Annotated in this window: 20 protein-coding genes; 7 read left to right on the top strand and 13 right to left on the bottom strand. The window is 37.2% G+C overall.

All coding sequences use genetic code 11. The features are described from left to right. Positions 1-31: 31 nt before the first annotated feature. On the bottom strand, positions 32-1228 hold the full coding sequence (locus tag ABM34_RS09305) for an ammonium transporter (protein WP_048705238.1): 1197 nt from the start codon (positions 1226-1228) through the stop codon (positions 32-34). Between the two features lie 145 nt (positions 1229-1373). On the opposite strand from ABM34_RS09305, the gene ABM34_RS09300 reads away from it, so the two are divergent. After that, on the top strand, positions 1374-2156 hold the full coding sequence (locus ABM34_RS09300; protein ID WP_048705236.1) for a DUF1003 domain-containing protein: 783 nt from the start codon (positions 1374-1376) through the stop codon (positions 2154-2156). A 196-nt stretch (positions 2157-2352) separates the two neighbouring features. On the opposite strand, the gene ABM34_RS09295 is transcribed toward ABM34_RS09300, so the two are convergent. Further along, positions 2353-2910 carry a cysteine hydrolase family protein gene (locus ABM34_RS09295; protein WP_048706509.1) on the bottom strand — a complete coding sequence of 186 codons (558 nt, stop codon included), beginning with the start codon at positions 2908-2910 and terminating at the stop codon, positions 2353-2355. Positions 2911-3063: 153 nt separating this feature from the next. After that, the gene (locus tag ABM34_RS09290; protein WP_048705235.1) at positions 3064-3894 is read right to left on the bottom strand and encodes an alpha/beta fold hydrolase; all 831 of its coding nucleotides are present in this window, start codon (positions 3892-3894) and stop codon (positions 3064-3066) included. Between the two features lie 306 nt (positions 3895-4200). Between ABM34_RS09290 and ABM34_RS13360 the strand changes: the two genes are divergently transcribed. The 4 genes from ABM34_RS13360 to ABM34_RS09275 all read left to right on the top strand — a co-directional run bounded on the left by ABM34_RS13360 (position 4201) and on the right by ABM34_RS09275 (position 6278). Then, positions 4201-4626, top strand: a complete 426-nt coding sequence (locus ABM34_RS13360; RefSeq protein WP_064505414.1) for a hypothetical protein — start codon at positions 4201-4203, stop codon at positions 4624-4626. Positions 4627-4778: 152 nt separating this feature from the next. Next, on the top strand, positions 4779-5354 hold the full coding sequence (locus ABM34_RS12950; protein WP_053084467.1) for a hypothetical protein: 576 nt from the start codon (positions 4779-4781) through the stop codon (positions 5352-5354). Positions 5355-5520: 166 nt separating this feature from the next. Then, positions 5521-5682 carry a DUF5993 family protein gene (locus tag ABM34_RS13260; RefSeq protein WP_157023295.1) on the top strand — a complete coding sequence of 54 codons (162 nt, stop codon included), beginning with the start codon at positions 5521-5523 and terminating at the stop codon, positions 5680-5682. 11 nt (positions 5683-5693) lie between these two features. Further along, a complete protein-coding gene (locus ABM34_RS09275; protein WP_048705233.1) occupies positions 5694-6278 on the top strand; it encodes a disulfide bond formation protein B in 585 nt (194 codons plus the stop codon). A 41-nt stretch (positions 6279-6319) separates the two neighbouring features. Here the strand turns inward: ABM34_RS09275 and ABM34_RS09270 are convergent, their stop codons facing one another. Together ABM34_RS09270 and ABM34_RS09265 are read right to left on the bottom strand one after the other, a co-directional pair. Continuing rightward, entirely contained in the window at positions 6320-6739 is a 420-nt protein-coding gene (locus tag ABM34_RS09270; RefSeq protein ID WP_048705231.1) for an ImmA/IrrE family metallo-endopeptidase, read from the bottom strand. A 3-nt stretch (positions 6740-6742) separates the two neighbouring features. Beyond that, on the bottom strand, positions 6743-7084 hold the full coding sequence (locus ABM34_RS09265) for a helix-turn-helix domain-containing protein (RefSeq protein ID WP_048705229.1): 342 nt from the start codon (positions 7082-7084) through the stop codon (positions 6743-6745). A 292-nt stretch (positions 7085-7376) separates the two neighbouring features. Here ABM34_RS09265 and ABM34_RS09260 point away from each other — a divergent pair, with 292 nt between their 5' ends. Both ABM34_RS09260 and ABM34_RS09255 read left to right on the top strand, forming a co-directional pair. Then, entirely contained in the window at positions 7377-8189 is an 813-nt protein-coding gene (locus tag ABM34_RS09260) for a hypothetical protein (RefSeq protein WP_048705226.1), read from the top strand. Position 8190: 1 nt separating this feature from the next. Continuing rightward, positions 8191-8868 (top strand): alpha/beta fold hydrolase, encoded by a 678-nt coding sequence (locus tag ABM34_RS09255; RefSeq protein WP_048705225.1) that lies wholly within the window; start codon positions 8191-8193, stop codon positions 8866-8868. 36 nt (positions 8869-8904) lie between these two features. Here ABM34_RS09255 and ABM34_RS09250 read toward each other — a convergent pair whose 3' ends face one another. The 8 genes from ABM34_RS09250 to ABM34_RS09215 form a co-directional block, all read right to left on the bottom strand. Next, a complete protein-coding gene (locus ABM34_RS09250) occupies positions 8905-9855 on the bottom strand; it encodes a hypothetical protein (RefSeq protein WP_048705223.1) in 951 nt (316 codons plus the stop codon). Positions 9856-9992: 137 nt separating this feature from the next. Continuing rightward, positions 9993-10649: a hypothetical protein gene (locus ABM34_RS09245; protein ID WP_048705222.1), complete on the bottom strand. Its 657-nt coding sequence runs from the start codon at positions 10647-10649 to the stop codon at positions 9993-9995. Positions 10650-10685: 36 nt separating this feature from the next. Next, a complete protein-coding gene (locus ABM34_RS09240) occupies positions 10686-10931 on the bottom strand; it encodes a hypothetical protein (RefSeq protein ID WP_048705220.1) in 246 nt (81 codons plus the stop codon). Positions 10932-10978: 47 nt separating this feature from the next. Beyond that, entirely contained in the window at positions 10979-12301 is a 1323-nt protein-coding gene (locus ABM34_RS09235; RefSeq protein WP_048705218.1) for an Nramp family divalent metal transporter, read from the bottom strand. Further along, entirely contained in the window at positions 12301-13242 is a 942-nt protein-coding gene (gene hemH, locus ABM34_RS09230; protein ID WP_157023293.1) for a ferrochelatase, read from the bottom strand. Before hemH ends, ABM34_RS09235 begins: the two co-directional genes overlap by 1 nt. A 98-nt stretch (positions 13243-13340) precedes the next feature. Further along, positions 13341-14183: a hypothetical protein gene (locus ABM34_RS09225; RefSeq protein WP_048705215.1), complete on the bottom strand. Its 843-nt coding sequence runs from the start codon at positions 14181-14183 to the stop codon at positions 13341-13343. Positions 14184-14291: 108 nt separating this feature from the next. Continuing rightward, positions 14292-15512 (bottom strand): ABC transporter permease, encoded by a 1221-nt coding sequence (locus ABM34_RS09220; protein ID WP_048705214.1) that lies wholly within the window; start codon positions 15510-15512, stop codon positions 14292-14294. After that, the gene (locus ABM34_RS09215) at positions 15505-16401 is read right to left on the bottom strand and encodes an ABC transporter ATP-binding protein (RefSeq protein WP_048705212.1); all 897 of its coding nucleotides are present in this window, start codon (positions 16399-16401) and stop codon (positions 15505-15507) included. The genes ABM34_RS09220 and ABM34_RS09215 overlap by 8 nt, the downstream gene beginning before the upstream one ends. Positions 16402-16578 lie beyond the last annotated feature (177 nt).

Genomic DNA, 16578 nt, shown 5'->3' with positions numbered 1-16578 from the left:
GGGCGGCAGTGAACATAACATCAAAACATTCTTAGGCATGTACATGACCCAAAACATCATGATGAATATGACTACGACTAGAACTTTCCTTAAACACTTTCTTCAAAACTTTAACAATAATAAAGTTCATAACAAAGATAAATGCGAAAGCAAAAACAACCGCGAAAGCTTGGAGACCAAACTGTTTGAATCCGCCACCTTCGAGTAAACCATTGTTTACAACAGCCGGATTGATTGATTTTGTAGCAAATAATCCTGTGGCAAGAGATCCGATGATACCACTGACACCGTGTGATCCGAAGATATCAAGGTAATCGTGAACGTGCCATTTTTGCTTCAAAACGTTGATGAATAAGTAACTACCTGCAGCTGAAATTAATCCAATGATTAATGATGCTGGGAGCGTTACAAAACCTGTGGCTGGTGTAATACCAACTAATCCGCAGATAACACCTGTACAAATTCCGTTCATAGAAATTTGTTTCTTAAAGTGATCCTCTAGCAATGCATATGTAATCATTGCTGCAACCGGAGCCATGGTTGTTGTGAAGAATGCTTGGATACCTTGAGCACTTAATGCTAAGGCAGAACCAGCGTTGAATCCATACCAACCTATCCAGAGAAGAACTGTACCTAATAGAACCCAGAATGCATTTCCATGTGTTCCATCGTCTGTTTCCTTGTGCTTTGAAACGGCGAATGTTGAAAGAATCAATGCTGTAACACCAGCATCAATATGAATAACCGTGCCACCAGCAAAATCAAGTACTCCTAATTTTGCGAGAAATCCCGTGCTAGACCAAACCATGTGAACCATTGGGTAATAGACCAATAGTGACCAGATGGCGACGAAAGCTACAATATATTTTGTAGATTTCTTTGATGCAATTGAACCTAAGAATAGGCCTGGTGTTAAAATTGCGAACATCATTTGGAACAAAATAAAGATTGAATTTGAAATCTTTGTATTAGGATATAAGGCAGTTAAGCTGTATCCCCCTAAGAAAATATGCTTGATGTCACCAATAATTCCGAAATTATTACCCAAGAATGATAATGGATATCCAATTGTGAACCAAAGAAGTCCGACAACTCCAAACATTAAAAATATTTCTAACAACATTTTTGTTCTATCTTTAGCCGGTATAAATCCGCCGTAGTATATGGCGATACCGGGAGTCATTACCCATACCAATAGAACTGACAAAATCATAAATGCACTATCCATGGACTCTATCTCCTTTTAATATATAAATTGTTGTGAATTATAGCACCGTCTTGACGAATGTATACCAATTAAGCTTTCTGTAAACGTTGCCTATCTTTCATTAAATGTCTTATAATGAAATCAAATGCCTATAGGAGCGAGCGTTATGCCAAGTGAAAAAAATAAAGTTTGCGTAATTTGTGGAAAACATTTTTCAGCCTCCGAAGGTTTGTTCCTTCGAGACTTAAATTCTCGATTGAAAGCTAAAATTGTTGCCCGAGCAGATTTTGCTCGAAATTCATCGTTCATCTGCTTGAAAGATCTTCAGGCTATTCGAATAGAAGATATGCAATCTATCATCGATCAGGACCTTGAAGCTGACCAGAAAATGAACGCTGAATTACAGAAGGAATTAGCAAAAGATACTTACGTCATTCGAAATTTGAACGATACGGTCAATGGGCAATTGACGCGGGGCCAAAAAACAGCCGACGCAGTAGCCAAGTTTGGCGGTAGCTGGGGATTCATCATCACTTTTGTAATAATTTTGATTGTCTGGATGACGATTAACGTCGTGCATTTATTCGGCGTCAATTTCGATCCCTACCCCTTCATTTTGCTAAATCTATTTTTAAGTTGTGTGGCTGCGATTCAAGCACCAATTATCATGATGAGTCAAAACAGATCCGCAGAACGTGACCGTTTTGACGCTGAAAATGATTATCGCACCAACACTAAATCTGAAATGGAAATTAGAATATTACATAAAAAAATTGATCAAATGAACGAGGTTCAATGGCCTCACATTTTGGATATGGAAAAGATGCAGATTGAAGTACTTAGTGAAATCCAAAATGAAATTCAAACTATTAAGCTTGAACAAGAGACTCTTAAATCCAATTCGCGGAATAAGCGACACCCCTCACGGGTCACACACGAACGATTTTAGTCTCAGCACCAGAAATGTTCTGGTTATGGAGATTATATGACCACTAAGTAGATAAACACAAAAGAAAAGTATTAGAATTATACAAATTTATTTTTAATTAAATGCGTATCTAATTCGGTAAAAATAGTTTCTTAAAAAAGAAAAAGCGATGCGAATCTCAAGTGAGATTCGTATCGCTTATTTTGTTAACTGACACCTATTTAACTACTTTCGCACCTAAAACTTTTTCAAAATGGTCTAATGCCCAATCTTGTCCTGCGGGATTAAATGTGGCAACGCAGGATTTGTGAATGACAATGTTGTACGCCAAATTATAGGCGTCAATTGCAGTATGTAGCACACAAATATCGGTGCAAACACCGACTAAATGGAGTGTATCAACCCCACGCTCACGCAAACGTAGGTCTAAATCTGTCCCTGCAAAAGCGCTATAACGTGTCTTGTCGAATTCTTTGACAGTATCCTTCGAGGCATTGTCAGCGAACCACTTACCAGTCTCACCGTACAATTCACGTCCCCAAGTATCACGAACATTGTGAGCTGGGAAAAGCTTTGATTCAGGATGATAGTGATCAAATGGACGATGCACGTCAGTTGGGAACCATACCCAGTCGCCATCCTTACGCATATTGTCGGCCAATTTGGCAATTCCCTTGTCGATAGCTTGACCAGGTTCGCCACAAGTAAGAGCACCCTTGTCTGCCACGAAGTCGTTAGTGTAATCAATAATCAGTAAAGCTTGATGTGATGCCATATCCATACCCGCTTTCTGTATCTAGTTGTTAGTTAAATTATTGATGTTTATGTGGGTTGTGTCAAATAAATGTTTACTCTCCCAATTAACTCATATTTGGACAACAAAAAAATCCATCATCCCTAATCAGGACAACAGATTCTAATTTAACTATTATTCGCCCTTAGCAGCTGTAACAACATCGTTAAACGAAACGATTTGTTCAACTATTACCTCTGGCTTCTCTAACATTGCGGCATGGCCGGCACCTTCGATATCGAGAATCTTAACATCAGGCACACGCATTAATGATGCTTTGGCATCTTTAACTCCGGCTTCTGTTAGGATTTGGTCTTCATCACTATACAAAATGAGTGCTGGCTTTGGAATGGCGCGAAGGCGCTTGTTCAAAGCACTTGTTTCTAAGTATTCTGGAGCAATCTTTTGTAATTGTTTTGAAGTTTTGCGTTCGACTTTTTTCGAAGCTTCTTGAACGACTTTGGGATTAGGCAATGTTGATTGATCAAATTTTTTGGCAAAATACAATTTGGCTTTTACTTGGGAACTGGATACCATTCCACCTAATACAGATGTGTTTGTGTGGACGTGTGCATATTTCTCGTTGGCTGGTGTGTTTAGCATAACTAATCCTTTGACTGCGATGTCGTGCATTTCTGTCATACATGCCACGATCAAGCCACCAATCCCGTATCCGAACAAGATGACAGGTTTTACTACTTTCAACTTGCCGAGTGCTTCCCAAACAGCCCATGCTTCACTATCCATTTGATAATTTTCGTTTTTAGCAGGGGCAGATTCGCCATGTCCCAACAAATCAACGGCAACAACCGAATAATTTTTTTCGAGATATGGTGTGATTACGTCAAAGTATTCTAGTGATGCATCGATCCCGTGAACAAGAACAATAACGTCCTTGTCGCTTGATAGATCGCCAGTTACTTTAACATTTACTTCGCCATTTGATGTAATAAATTTTTGTTCCAAAGTTTTTTCCTCTTTAAAATTCAAACTAAATGTTGAATAGACTTTTCTTCATATATCTAATTTTAGTATACTTCTGCCAATTTCTAAACGATTTCACAGAAAAATCACATTTATAAAGGAAATTTCATATTAAATACTATACAATTTATGATTATCTTATCCTTATTTTGAGATGCTTGGGCAACATAATCGCTTAACGTCAACGATAACTCTAACATTCGTAACATATCTTTAAGTTTTGTTTATTATTCCTCGATTAATATAATCACCAGCATACGAGATATGCAATCAAGGAGGATTTACTACATGAAAAAATCTAGAAAAGCATTACTTATTTCAACCGTCGCAATTTTAGGATTGGCTCCAGCAGCAACTCTTGCTGTTACATCAAATGCTAACGCTGCAGTTCAACAACCATCAGCCCAAAAAGCACCTGGTCAATCACAACCAGCTAAGAAAGTAACTCCAACTGCTCCAAAAGCACCTGCTAAGGCCGCTACACAAGCTCCTGCTAAAAAAGTGACTACACCTGCACCAAAGGCACCTGCTAAGGCTGTAACTCCAGCTCCTGCCAAGAAAGTAACTACACCTGCACCAAAGGCACCCGCTCAACCTGCTAAGGCCGCAACACAAACTCCAGCAAAACAGCAAGCAGCTGCTCCAGCTCCACAACAAAACCAAGGTCAACCTAACAACAACCAATCATCACCAAAAACTGGCTTAGCTAGATAATAATTGAATAATATTCTACCTCAGGATCGTACGATCCTGAGGTATTTTTTTGGAGAAAAGCGCCTGTAATATATTTTTAAGTCCCATTTAACTTTTGCCAGTTAATATAGCTACATAGCATAAGAGATATGCAATCAAGGAGGATTCACTACATGAAGAAAACAAGAAAAACTTTATTAATATCATCAATCGTTTTATTGGGATGGATTCCAACAGCAACCATCGCCGCAAATTCAGCTTATACTGCACAGGCTGCTGTCGTAGGTAGTAGTAATAACGGTGGCAAAACTAACAACAGTCAGCCATCAAACAATAATTCAAATAACAACGTTCCATCTAATAACAATTCAAATCCAACAAATAACTCAAATAACAACGTTCCATCTAATAACAACAGCAATAATAATAATCCATCAAACAATAACAACAATATTAATAGCAACAACGGAAACTCCAACCCAGTTGGAACTAATAACAGCTCCAGTCAAAGTTCCGGCTTAACTAATATCCAAGAACTATCTTCTGGATCAAACACGGTCACACTTGCTGGTCCTTCTGGATTCGTATACTCACTTTATTTATCAACTGGTGCTAAGGCATCTCGTGGCCTTGCTGGCGACACTGCTTGGTACACTGACAAGAGTGCCCAAGACAGCTCTGGCAGTACTTACTACCGTGTTTCAACCGATGAATGGGTAAAAGCTGATACTGGTGTTTCCCTCGGCTAAAAAAAATTTCAAATTTATTTCCCCCCTCTAAAAAAACCTCTGATTACTGAAATCAGGGGCTTTTTGAATATATTTGACTGATTGAAAATCCATTTTCGATAAATGAATGTGTTCACATTTGCATTCATCTCTGGTAGAATTTTTTCTTGGGAAAGGAAGCGATTTCATGGACATTATCATAATGCTAATCATCACATTTATGTTCTTAAGGATGATTATTCGGGGAAAAGTGACAAAAGCTGATTTTGCAATGTGGGTAGTTACTGCAGTATTAGTTTTAGTCCTATTCAAATTGCACGCAACAAGCACTTTACCAATTAGTCTATAGGGGGAGAAACAATGAACGCACAAAGAAGTACTGTTACCTCAAAATTAGGCTTTTGGGGAGCAAACTTATTCTTATTTGCATATAACTTTGTATTGGCAGGAGGATTTTTCTTTCAATTCGCATTACACGAATTTCCATGTCCTCTTTGCATGATTCAAAGATATTTCATGATGTTGGCCAGCTTTGGTCCGCTATACATCATACTTTCAACAAAAAACGGCACCATCAATCCACAAAAATTTATGCGAGGCTATGGATTGTCAGTTTTAGCTGCCTTCATAGGGGCTACAGCTTCTACTAGACAAATTCTATTACACATCGCACCAAATGATCCTGGATATGGTTCAGCCGTCTTAGGGCTACACACATACACTTGGGCACTAATCAGTTTCTTAGTAGTCATCGTATTTTGTTCATTTATGATGATTTTTTCAAAAGAACTGTGTCCTTCAGGTAGCGAATACAATGTCATAGCCACAATTAATATTTGGATATTCGCAATATTAATCATCGCCAACCTATTCGCAATTATCGCTGAAGAAGGATTCCATTTCTTACTTCCAAGTGATCCAACTAAATATCTATTATTCCAGTAAATTAAAGAAGCCTTCCGATTTTATTTCGGAAGGCTTTTTGATTACTCAGCTATTGATTCGGACGAGTCCAAATTGAATTTACTACGGATTAAAGCTTGAAACTTGTCAGGAATGTCAAATTCATTCATAAATTCTAGTGGATTCTCAATTTCATTGTCGGTGAATCGACAATATTTCAATAATAATTCAATCGCAAACTCGTTAGCTTGCTTCTCACATTTCAACTTTACGGTATTGGAAACATTAGATTGAGGATAATCCTCATTACAGATCATATGACCAATTTCATGTGCAACTTGAAATGGCAATTCATTTTGATTAGCGATATTTCTATTAATAAAAATAAGACCACTGTCTGGAACTGATACAGATGGCCAGTTAGGTTTTGCATCCTTCATCATTACAAACCCAATACCGTGATCAATTGCATAGTTAAACAGGAATTCTAAAAGTTCATCCATCTTTTACTTATTCTTCCCTCCATCCAAAATACGTCTGATAATTTCCAATTCTTCTGGTGGAATCTGTTTACCATCCCAACTCATCATAGTGTGTTCACTATTCATGGCATTTTTCAGATCAATCTCCTTAGTTTGCTCACTAGAAGATTGATCCTCTGCTGTTCCCAAAAGATAGTCCGCTGATATATTTAGAGTTTTCGCAACCTTATTTAAATTTCCAATACTAGGGTTTTGAGTCTTCCAATGATAGATAGAATTTCTACCTATGCCAGACTTCTCGGCAACTTGTTGTAGACTCATTCCTCTTTTTTTTGAAATTTCTTTAGTTCGGTCAAAGACTGTCATATCAATACCTCAATATAAATTTATATCGCCTGATTATCTTTTTGGATAAATTAACGTTGACAATTTTCACCAATCGGATTATTATCAATTTGTATTCTAAATCAGCAACAAACACTGGCATGCCAATTCTTGAGTTTGAGGGCCTTCAAACTCAATACATTGTTTATTTATTATACATCATTTTTATCTTATTGGATAATATATATTCAAAAAGCTTTATTTTTCATCTTATTGAGTAAACTGCGAAGTGTTTGAAATATATTATTCAAAAAAATTTTACGGAGGAAATAAAATGATTAGAACATTTCATTTAGATTCACCAGGAATATTGAACATCACTTCAGACAGCAATGTTCCTTTATATAACCTACTTAGTAATCAGTTTGTACTAGCTAGCAGAAGTCTAGCCGCTCACTCAAGTTGGCAATTTGCAGATTATGCTTATGACGAAGACAATAATTACAAATATTTTGCAGTTGATGGAAGTGAGTGGGTTAAATTTGATTCAAACGAGCTAAATATTACAAGAGACTTTAACTCACTTGATGGTGATTATACAGTCACTATCGATAGGGATTTTGATTTTTTGAATGGAAGTTTATCAATTTGGCCCGTTAGTATCTGGAGTTCACAAATAGATTTCAATAATATTCCAACTACTTCATATCAAGATGGTACGGCATTTATCACAACTGGAGGAATTGAAATCGGTCCTCAAATACCTACTTATACATCCAGCATCGATTATTATGCCTGGAGAACTGGCTATAAAGTTGATCCTGAAGAATATTATGATGACCACGGTGTTTTTGCAAATTCTAAGTTAACCATTTCATCTGGATCCATCCCAAATGAAAACGTTACTTCTATTAATAAAATTATAAAGATTGATAGTGTTGCACCTGATTATTTTGACAAAGATGGTAATTCCATTTCAGGAATCGATTACAATTTAGGACATCAAATTCAATCTGACGGTATCTATAACTCAAATAAACGTACAGGATTTAAAATTGGCGACAATCAATATGTCAATATTGGCGATGCAACTGCAACGCCATTAATGTACGGTGGATTTTATCCATCAAGAAAGGGAGTAAACTAAAATGCTAAATGTTTTTGTAGGAGGTTCTGGTGTAAACGATGATTTCATCACCGGATATCTAAAAGGATTGGACATGCCTTTAGCTAACTATTGGGGTGCAAACACAAATGACTTTAAAACAATTCATATTAATAAATATGGAGTTCCATCATTTACTGATTTTAAATCGGGATGCAAAAATGCAAAAATCGTATTCGCGGAAAACAAGTATCTAGAAACTGATATCGAAGATATGGCTTTTGCGCTTGAAAATGCGATTCAGTTATTCATGGATTATGCAGGTCGAGACCAAATTAATATCTATGGACACTCAAATGGTGGAAACATTATCACTAGATGGCTAGAAACATATAAGCCCAATTATGTCCACAATATTTTAACAGTTGCTACACCGTACAATGGGAAATCTGTAAGTGTCACTCCAACAGGATTTCTAAAAGAAGCAATTGCTAATAAGGATAAAATTTCATACTCTGGTCAAGTTGATATGATTGTTGCAAGACTTGATAATCAACAATCTTATCCCTCAAATATTCCTAGTGATGGTGTTGTTGCCTATGATAGTGCACAATGTGGCACGCTTATTTATGGCAACAGAATGTCTGTTGTTGATGGATATAATCACAACACTGCCCAAGCATCACCTTTAGTTTCCAACCTAATTTCAAAATGGTTCTAAAATAATAGTCTCTGCACGTATGTGCAGGGACTATTTTTAGATATATGAGACTTGTGGGTTATTTACTCGTACCCATGCATTTGTTGATACTTGGTAGTACAAAAATCCATTTTGGTCCGTAGCAAATGCCGTTGTTTGCCAATCCGAATCGGTTGGCAATGTGTAATTCCAAACGCTTCCATCAGACTTGTATAAGTTTTCACCGGCAAATGATTTTCCAGTCACATGATATGTTGGTCTTAAGCCTTCAAACGGTGACGTTTTAAGATGTATATCTTGTTGATCATCCGATTTAATCGTCACATCTCCTTGCAACCATTCTGATGTTGATACACGATACTGATAATTGCCATTATTCAAATTTAGCTCCATTTTATCTGTGTACCAACCTGTCTCAGGAGCAACCGAACGGTTACTTTTACCATCAGCATTTGCCTCATCAATTAATGGCGACAGTTTATCATTATTGATAACTGTTCCTTTGAATTCGTGTACAGTCTTATTATTCAAAGTAACGTTGATTCTTGTCGAGGCCAAAATTTTATCCCCATCGGAAACGAAAAATTCCAATCCATCCTGAAGATGTGAATTCCCAATATTATTTACATCGGTTATTGGTTCCTTGGTCTTAGGATTCAATCTGTAAGCACCAAAGTTCAAATTATCATAATACTTTAAGTATGAACTATTTGTATAATCTTTAATTAAATATTCCGTAATACCATTCTTGTAAGAATCATTATATGCACTAAGTAACTTTCCACTCGTATAATAATTGTTATTTATGTTTCTTAAACTTAAGTCACCATTAGTAACTGTGATGTCTTTATTAACATAATTATCAACAAAGTCTTGGGCAGCCTGTTGATATTCACTTTGTTGGCTGGTCGTCGAATCTGTATTATCGGCTTGAGCAACGTTTTGTACTGTAAACGGAACAATCATTAAAAAAAAGGCTCCGATTATAGCAATTATTTTTTTATTCATATATGTATCCCCCCCTATGGTGAAATTATACATCCTAAATGGATTTGTTTAAATCACAAAAAATAATTGAATAACAGCGAAAAGCAATCTTCAAACATGAAGATTGCTTTTTGCTGGTTAAATATTAATACATTAAATTATTCCACTCTTACCCACGCGTCATTAGATACACGATAATACAAAAATCCATTATCATCAGTTCCTGTTGATGTGGCTTCCCAATCTGTGTCATTAGGAAGTGTAAAATCCCAAATATCACCATTGGATTTATATACAGTTTCACCTGCAACAGCATGGTTCTTAACATGATAGATTGGATTATTTGAAATAATATCATAAGAATCGCCATATATCTTTATACCGGTATTGTTACTAGATTTTACTGTAACATCTCCTTGCAACCATTCAGACGTGGATACACGATATTGATAATTTCCACTGTTAAGATTCAATTCAACTTTATCGGTATACCATCCAGTTCCTGGAGCTACAGACCGATTACTTTTACCATCAGGCTGAGATTCATCAACTAGTGGTGTTAAATTCTCATTATTTATCACAGTTCCTTCAAAAGGATGAACTGATTTATTATCCAATTTAACGTTAATATGAGCTGTAGCATATATTTTATTTCCGTCATCAACAAAGAATTCAAGTCCATCACTAAGGTTTGTATTCTTGATATTATTTACATCAGTAATAGGTTTCTTAGTTTTAGGATCTAATCGATATACCCCTAAATTTAAATTTTTCAAGGTGCTTAAATATTGATCATTGGAATAATTTTTAAACAAATACTTATCAAACCCATCGCCATCAGTCCCATATTCTTAATGGCCGTCAAGTGTCATTCCTGTCGTATACCAATCACTCAAACTTCGTATACTAAAACTACCATCTGTAACTGTGATGTCCTTATTAACATAATTATCAACGAAGTCTTGGGCAGCCTGTTGATATTCACTTTGTTTGCTTGTAGTCGAATCTGTAGTATCGGCTTGAACAACGTTTTGTGCTGTAAGTGGAACAATCATTAAAAGAAATGCTCCGATTATAGCAATTATTTTTTTATTCATATATGTATCCCCCTTATGGTGAAATTATGCATCGTATATAACCTTGTTTAAATCGTTGAAAAAATTAATTGTAGATTAAGGATTGTTATTATGCTGGCTAATATTAATCCGGTTATCATTACTAATTTGTTGTTAACGTGTTTTCCCATTAGTTTCTTGTTGCTAGTTAAGATAATCATCGGAAATAGTGTAAATGGCAGTGCAATGCTTAACGCAATTTGAGCATAGACTATCATATCTTCGAAATCTTGTTCTTTGAATCCAACCATGAACCCAATGATAAGGATCGGAATTAACGTTACGAATCTTGTTAGTAAGCGTCTTTGCCACAAGGGGAGGCGAATATTCAAGTATCCTTCCATAACAATTTGACCTGAAAGGGTACTGGTTATTGACGATATCATTCCGGTCAGTAGCAAGGCAAAGGCAAACATCCAACTCATTGCGGGGCTGGCTAGGGTGCCGACGATATTTGTATTTTTCAGGCCATCGAATACGTTTTGAAAGCTTGCTAGCTGTCCGTTGGTATGGAAAAATAGTGTGCCCCCGAGTACTAATAACAAGGCGTTGATAATGAAGGCTGCGATTAGATGAACATTTGAATCCCAGTTGGCAAATCTCAATGCTTCATTCACTTGAGCAGGATTATTGTAATCATAGCGTCTGCTTTGGGCCAAGGATGAGTGTAAATAAATATTGTGAGGCATAATTGTGGCACCCATTATTCCTAAACTGATAACCAACTTCTGGTGATTTTGGAAAATATCTGCCGTCGGTATGACGCCTTGTAAGATTCTGACAATTGGTGGATGCGCACGAAATACTTCAATTCCAAAAATCACTCCGACTATTAGAATTGCTGACAAAACGATGAACTCAATTCTCCTTATTCCAAATCGAAGGAATAGTAGGACGATAAGGACATCGAATACTGTCAGCAAAATTCCATAAACCAGTGGTAATCCGAACAATAATCTCAAGGCAATTGCTGTTCCGACCACTCCGGTTAAATCAGTCGCCATCATTGCTATTTCATTTAAAATCCAAAGAAAATAGCGGACGGACTTCGGTACTTTTAAAGCAATTGCTTGAGCTAAATCTTGCCGTGCGACCACTCCAAGTTTTATAGAGAGTGACTGCATGAACATCGCCACGATAATTGAAATGAGCAATACCGACAGTAACTCGTATCGATATTGGCTACCACCTGACAACGATGTCAACCAGTTTCCCGGATCCATGTATCCAACAGCCACCAAGGCACCCGGCCCACTGTATGCTAAAAATTTCTGAACAAATGAGCTTTCGTAGACACTGGGAACTTTAACACTCTCATTGATGTCATCGAGGCTCTTTTTAACATCGGTCATTATTGAACCTCATTTCTAACCGCAAGATCTGCCAGAAACTGACTAAACCTTTTGTCATCATTCATGGGTGGAACTAACTGGAATACATCCCCACCACTGGCTTTGAAAGTCTGATAGTTTTGAACATAATCCTCTTCCAGTGTCTCCAGACAGTCTGCAACAAATGAAGGTGTTGCAATCAAAATCTTACGCACACCCAGTTGGACCTCCTGCATCAGAGTATTTTTCAAATAAGGCTTCAGCCAAGGCATCGGACCAAATTTAGATTGAAAGACCATTTTGATTTTGTCATCGGGAATATTAAGCTGTTTTGAGACCGCGTTTGTGGTGTCAGCACACTCAGTAAGATACGGGTCACCATGTTTTACCATAGCTGTAGGAATACTATGATAGCTAATTAGCAACTCGTCGTAATTCCCCTGATCCCACGACTCCTGAATTTTAGCAGCCAGAATTTTTTGATACACAGGCTCTTGGTAAAAATCTTTAATGATGGTCAAGTCGACATTGGCGGACTCAGCTTGTTCGATTATCGATTTAGTCGTGCTCTGTGTGTACTGCGGAAATAGTGGCAACAATATTATGTTGTCGCAGCCGTCTTGTTTCATCTGTTGCAGAGTCTCAACAATATCAGGATGCTTATAAGTCATTGCCATTTTGACATTCCAGTCCGGCAAAAGTGCTTGTACCTGATTAGTGATTATTTGCGTGTAGACAATTAATGGCGAACCACTTTTTGTCCAAGAGTGCTTGTAAAAAGTAGCTGAACGCCAAGATCTCATTGGTAAAACAATTCCTTTCAAAATTGGTTGCCAAACTGCCTTTGGCATCTCAACTACATTTTGATCACTTAAGAATTCTTTTAAATAGCTCTTAACGTCTTTGGTTTCCGGAGAGTCTGGTGAACCTAAATTTACTAAAAGTAACCCCTGCACAAAAATTCCCCCTACTTAAATCTATTATTATCATTTTATCACTTTCGATAAATGAAAATGATTGTAAAAAAAGAGAGCTATTTCAGCTCTCTTACACAAATTCTCTATTTTTCTATCACAGGTGGTTTCATCTGTACATGCAACAAATCCCAAGCCTGCTCTTTTGGTGATCCTTTACCCTTATATAGAGTGAAAGTCTCTCCGGTTTCAGCATCTTGGAGTTTGTCCTTACCAATCTTACTCAAGGTAGTATATTTTTCATCATTTCCGTCGTCGTTGAACAAATTATAGCGACCCTTTTTGGCAACCAAATGATTGTATCGTTCCATAATCGACTCGGTCCCATCCGGGTTGATTTGCCACAATACATATGAAGCATAGTTACTACCTGCAACATCAAAATCATAATATCGAGTAAAATCATCGTCTGATGTGTAATAAGTATTATCCAAATCTGAAGGTGATAATCCAAAAGTGACATCTGGTTTATGATGATAAAATTCAGTCATATCTTCTGAATTGACGGCGTCGTCATAACGATTGAATTCATGGGAAATTTCAATATTACCTGACTTAGTTAGGATGACTTTGTTGTAGCGATCCCAATAATCTTGAATAATATAAACCCCTTTAGAAATCTTGTGGGAATATAACTTAGTCCCCTCAGACTGGGTTCCTTTGACACCATACTTTTTGATAAAAACGTCATTTTTATCAATCGACAATTTATAAAATTCATCGTCGGAGAACTTACCAGAGGATAATTCTGATCGATAATAAGTCCCTTGTATTTCTTTGGGTAAACCCGGTTTGAATGAAAAAGTCAATTTTGCGGGCGCACTAAAATGAGCACCTGAAACTCCACTTGCTTCACGAGAACAACCAACAATCAGCAGACCAAATAATGCGATGGAAAGAAATTTAATTAATTTATATGCAACTGTCAATCGTGTCTCCAATACTGGTATTTTTCGCCAGTTTAGCACATCAGCAATGTCGCAAGCTAACTAAATACTCGGATATATCAAGAAACAATATTCCTTTATTAACAGGGGTTATTTATAGCGAATTCCCGCTTTTAAACTACTAATAAATCCGCCACTATCTGTTTGAAGCATAAGACCCTTATACATTTTTCCAATGTAATATGAGGATAAAATTATTGTCGCAATTAAAATTACCAGTGAAATCATAACTTCGACTGGGCTGGCATTATTATTGATGATTCTCATTGGCATAAAGTAAGACGACAAAAATGGTACGTAGGAACATACTTTTACAAATACCGCATCGACATTATTCTGGAATGGGAACGTCGCAAAGAACGCTAGAATACTAAGCATTATTGACGGCTGTGCTGCCTTCGACGCATCTTCTGCTTTGGAGACCAAGGCGCCACTTAACGCTGCTAGAATCGTGTACATGACTACCCCAAGAAGTAGGAATAGCAAGTTAACATTCAATAGATTATGAACTATGTCGTTGACCAGTGAGCCATATTGATGCATGAAATCCTTTGTGGCACTTGCTTGCTGAGCATACATCAGACCAAGCTTTCCACCGATGATATAAACAAGAATCTGCGTCAAAATAACTAGCATTACTCCGGTGATTTTACCTATAAAATATTTCACAGCGCTGGTACTTGAGAATATAATCTCCATAATCTTGGTACCTTTTTCAGAGGCAATTTCTTGTGCCGTAATCGTCGAGTAGCTAATCAAAATCATGTAGACCATAACGACCAAGATCCAGAATGAAATTTGTTTGGCGGTATTAGATTTACCAGTATCCTTTTTGATGTGCTGGTCGAAGGAATATTTATTCTGCAGAGTTGCTAACTGAGTTCCAGTCATCTGTGAATTCTTAACGTTCAAACCTTGTTGTACCTGATTCAAGTACAAATTAACGTGGCTCTTCATGTCACCACTAATATCGTCATTTCCGTAGTACTCAGCCTTAATTTTAGTAGCACTTGTACTCAAAACTAGGTATCCAGCGATTTTGTCACCTTTTAAGGCTTTACTGGCGGCAGTTTCAGAAGTGTAAACCTTGTTCACATCGTCTTTATTCTGCCTGATATATTGCTCACGCAGACTGTCTTCAGAACTAATAACCGCAATCTTATCGTGATCACTACCGGAATTTGCACCAATGTAACCAATCCCAAATCCGACCCCTGCAAAGATAAACGGCATCAGAACAAGCATCACAAAGCTCCACGACTTAACTTGTCGCAAGTAGGTTTGACCAGCCACAATCCAAAATTTACGCATGAACCTCACCCACTTTCATTCTAAAAATTTCGTCCAAAGTAGGTGGTCTCTGACTAAATTCCTCAATGTAATGGCCATCAGTTAATTTGTCGAAAATTGATGGTCCAGCTGACTCATCATCTAGTTTCAACATATAGTGGTTAGCATGTTGATGTTCAACTTGGTTAACGTGCTCCAACTGCCCAAGCTTCTCAACTGACCAATTAGTTGTCACATACAATTCGGTCTTCCCAAAATGATTACGAACATCGTCGATACCGCCGTTCAGCACCACTTCTCCAGTACGAAGCATGACCAATGAGTCACAGACTTCCTCGACGTTAGACATATCGTGACTAGAAAAGATGATTGACGCACCATTTGACTGAGCCTCAACAACAGCTTTTTTCAAAAGATCCGAATTAACTGGATCGAGTCCACTGAAAGGCTCATCCAAAATTATGAGTGACGGCTGATGAATGAGTGTACAAATTAGTTGAACTTTTTGCTGGTTACCTTTTGAGAGGTCCTTAATCTTGTCGGAACGCTTTCCTTTGACGGCAAATTTCTCCATCCAAGCATCGATTTGTGGCTTGATTTCCTTGGAAGTTTTGCCTTTGAGACTTGCTAAATAAACGATTTGTTGTTCAATCGTCATCTTGGGCATCAGACTTCGTTCCTCTGGTAAGTAACCGATTTGGTCAAAAACATCCTCAGTAATTGGATTCCCGTTCCAAAGAATTTTCCCGTCATAATTTAGGAAATTCAAAATACTGTGAAAAGTAGTCGACTTCCCTGCACCATTTTGTCCGATAAGTCCCATGATCTCACCATCATGGACTGTAAAACTTACATCATTAAGTGCCTGAACATCCCCAAAGTTCTTAGAAATGTGCTCAATTTCTAACATCACACCGCCCCCTTTATATTTGATTCTAAGTATACAGGAACTTAAAAATTAGTAAAAAAAATAGGGACATTTGAGCCCCTGAATGTAAATCAAACATTATTTTTATAATTTAGAATGCGAACCTGTATCGGCTAATATCAACACAAGATCTTCTTGAATCTTTTGAAATATTTCGTA

This window comes from Companilactobacillus ginsenosidimutans (genome assembly GCF_001050475.1).
In the GTDB taxonomy this organism is placed as follows: domain Bacteria; phylum Bacillota; class Bacilli; order Lactobacillales; family Lactobacillaceae; genus Companilactobacillus; species Companilactobacillus ginsenosidimutans.
Note: the sequence above shows the minus strand (reverse complement) of the source record. Positions and strands in the feature narration are given on the sequence as shown.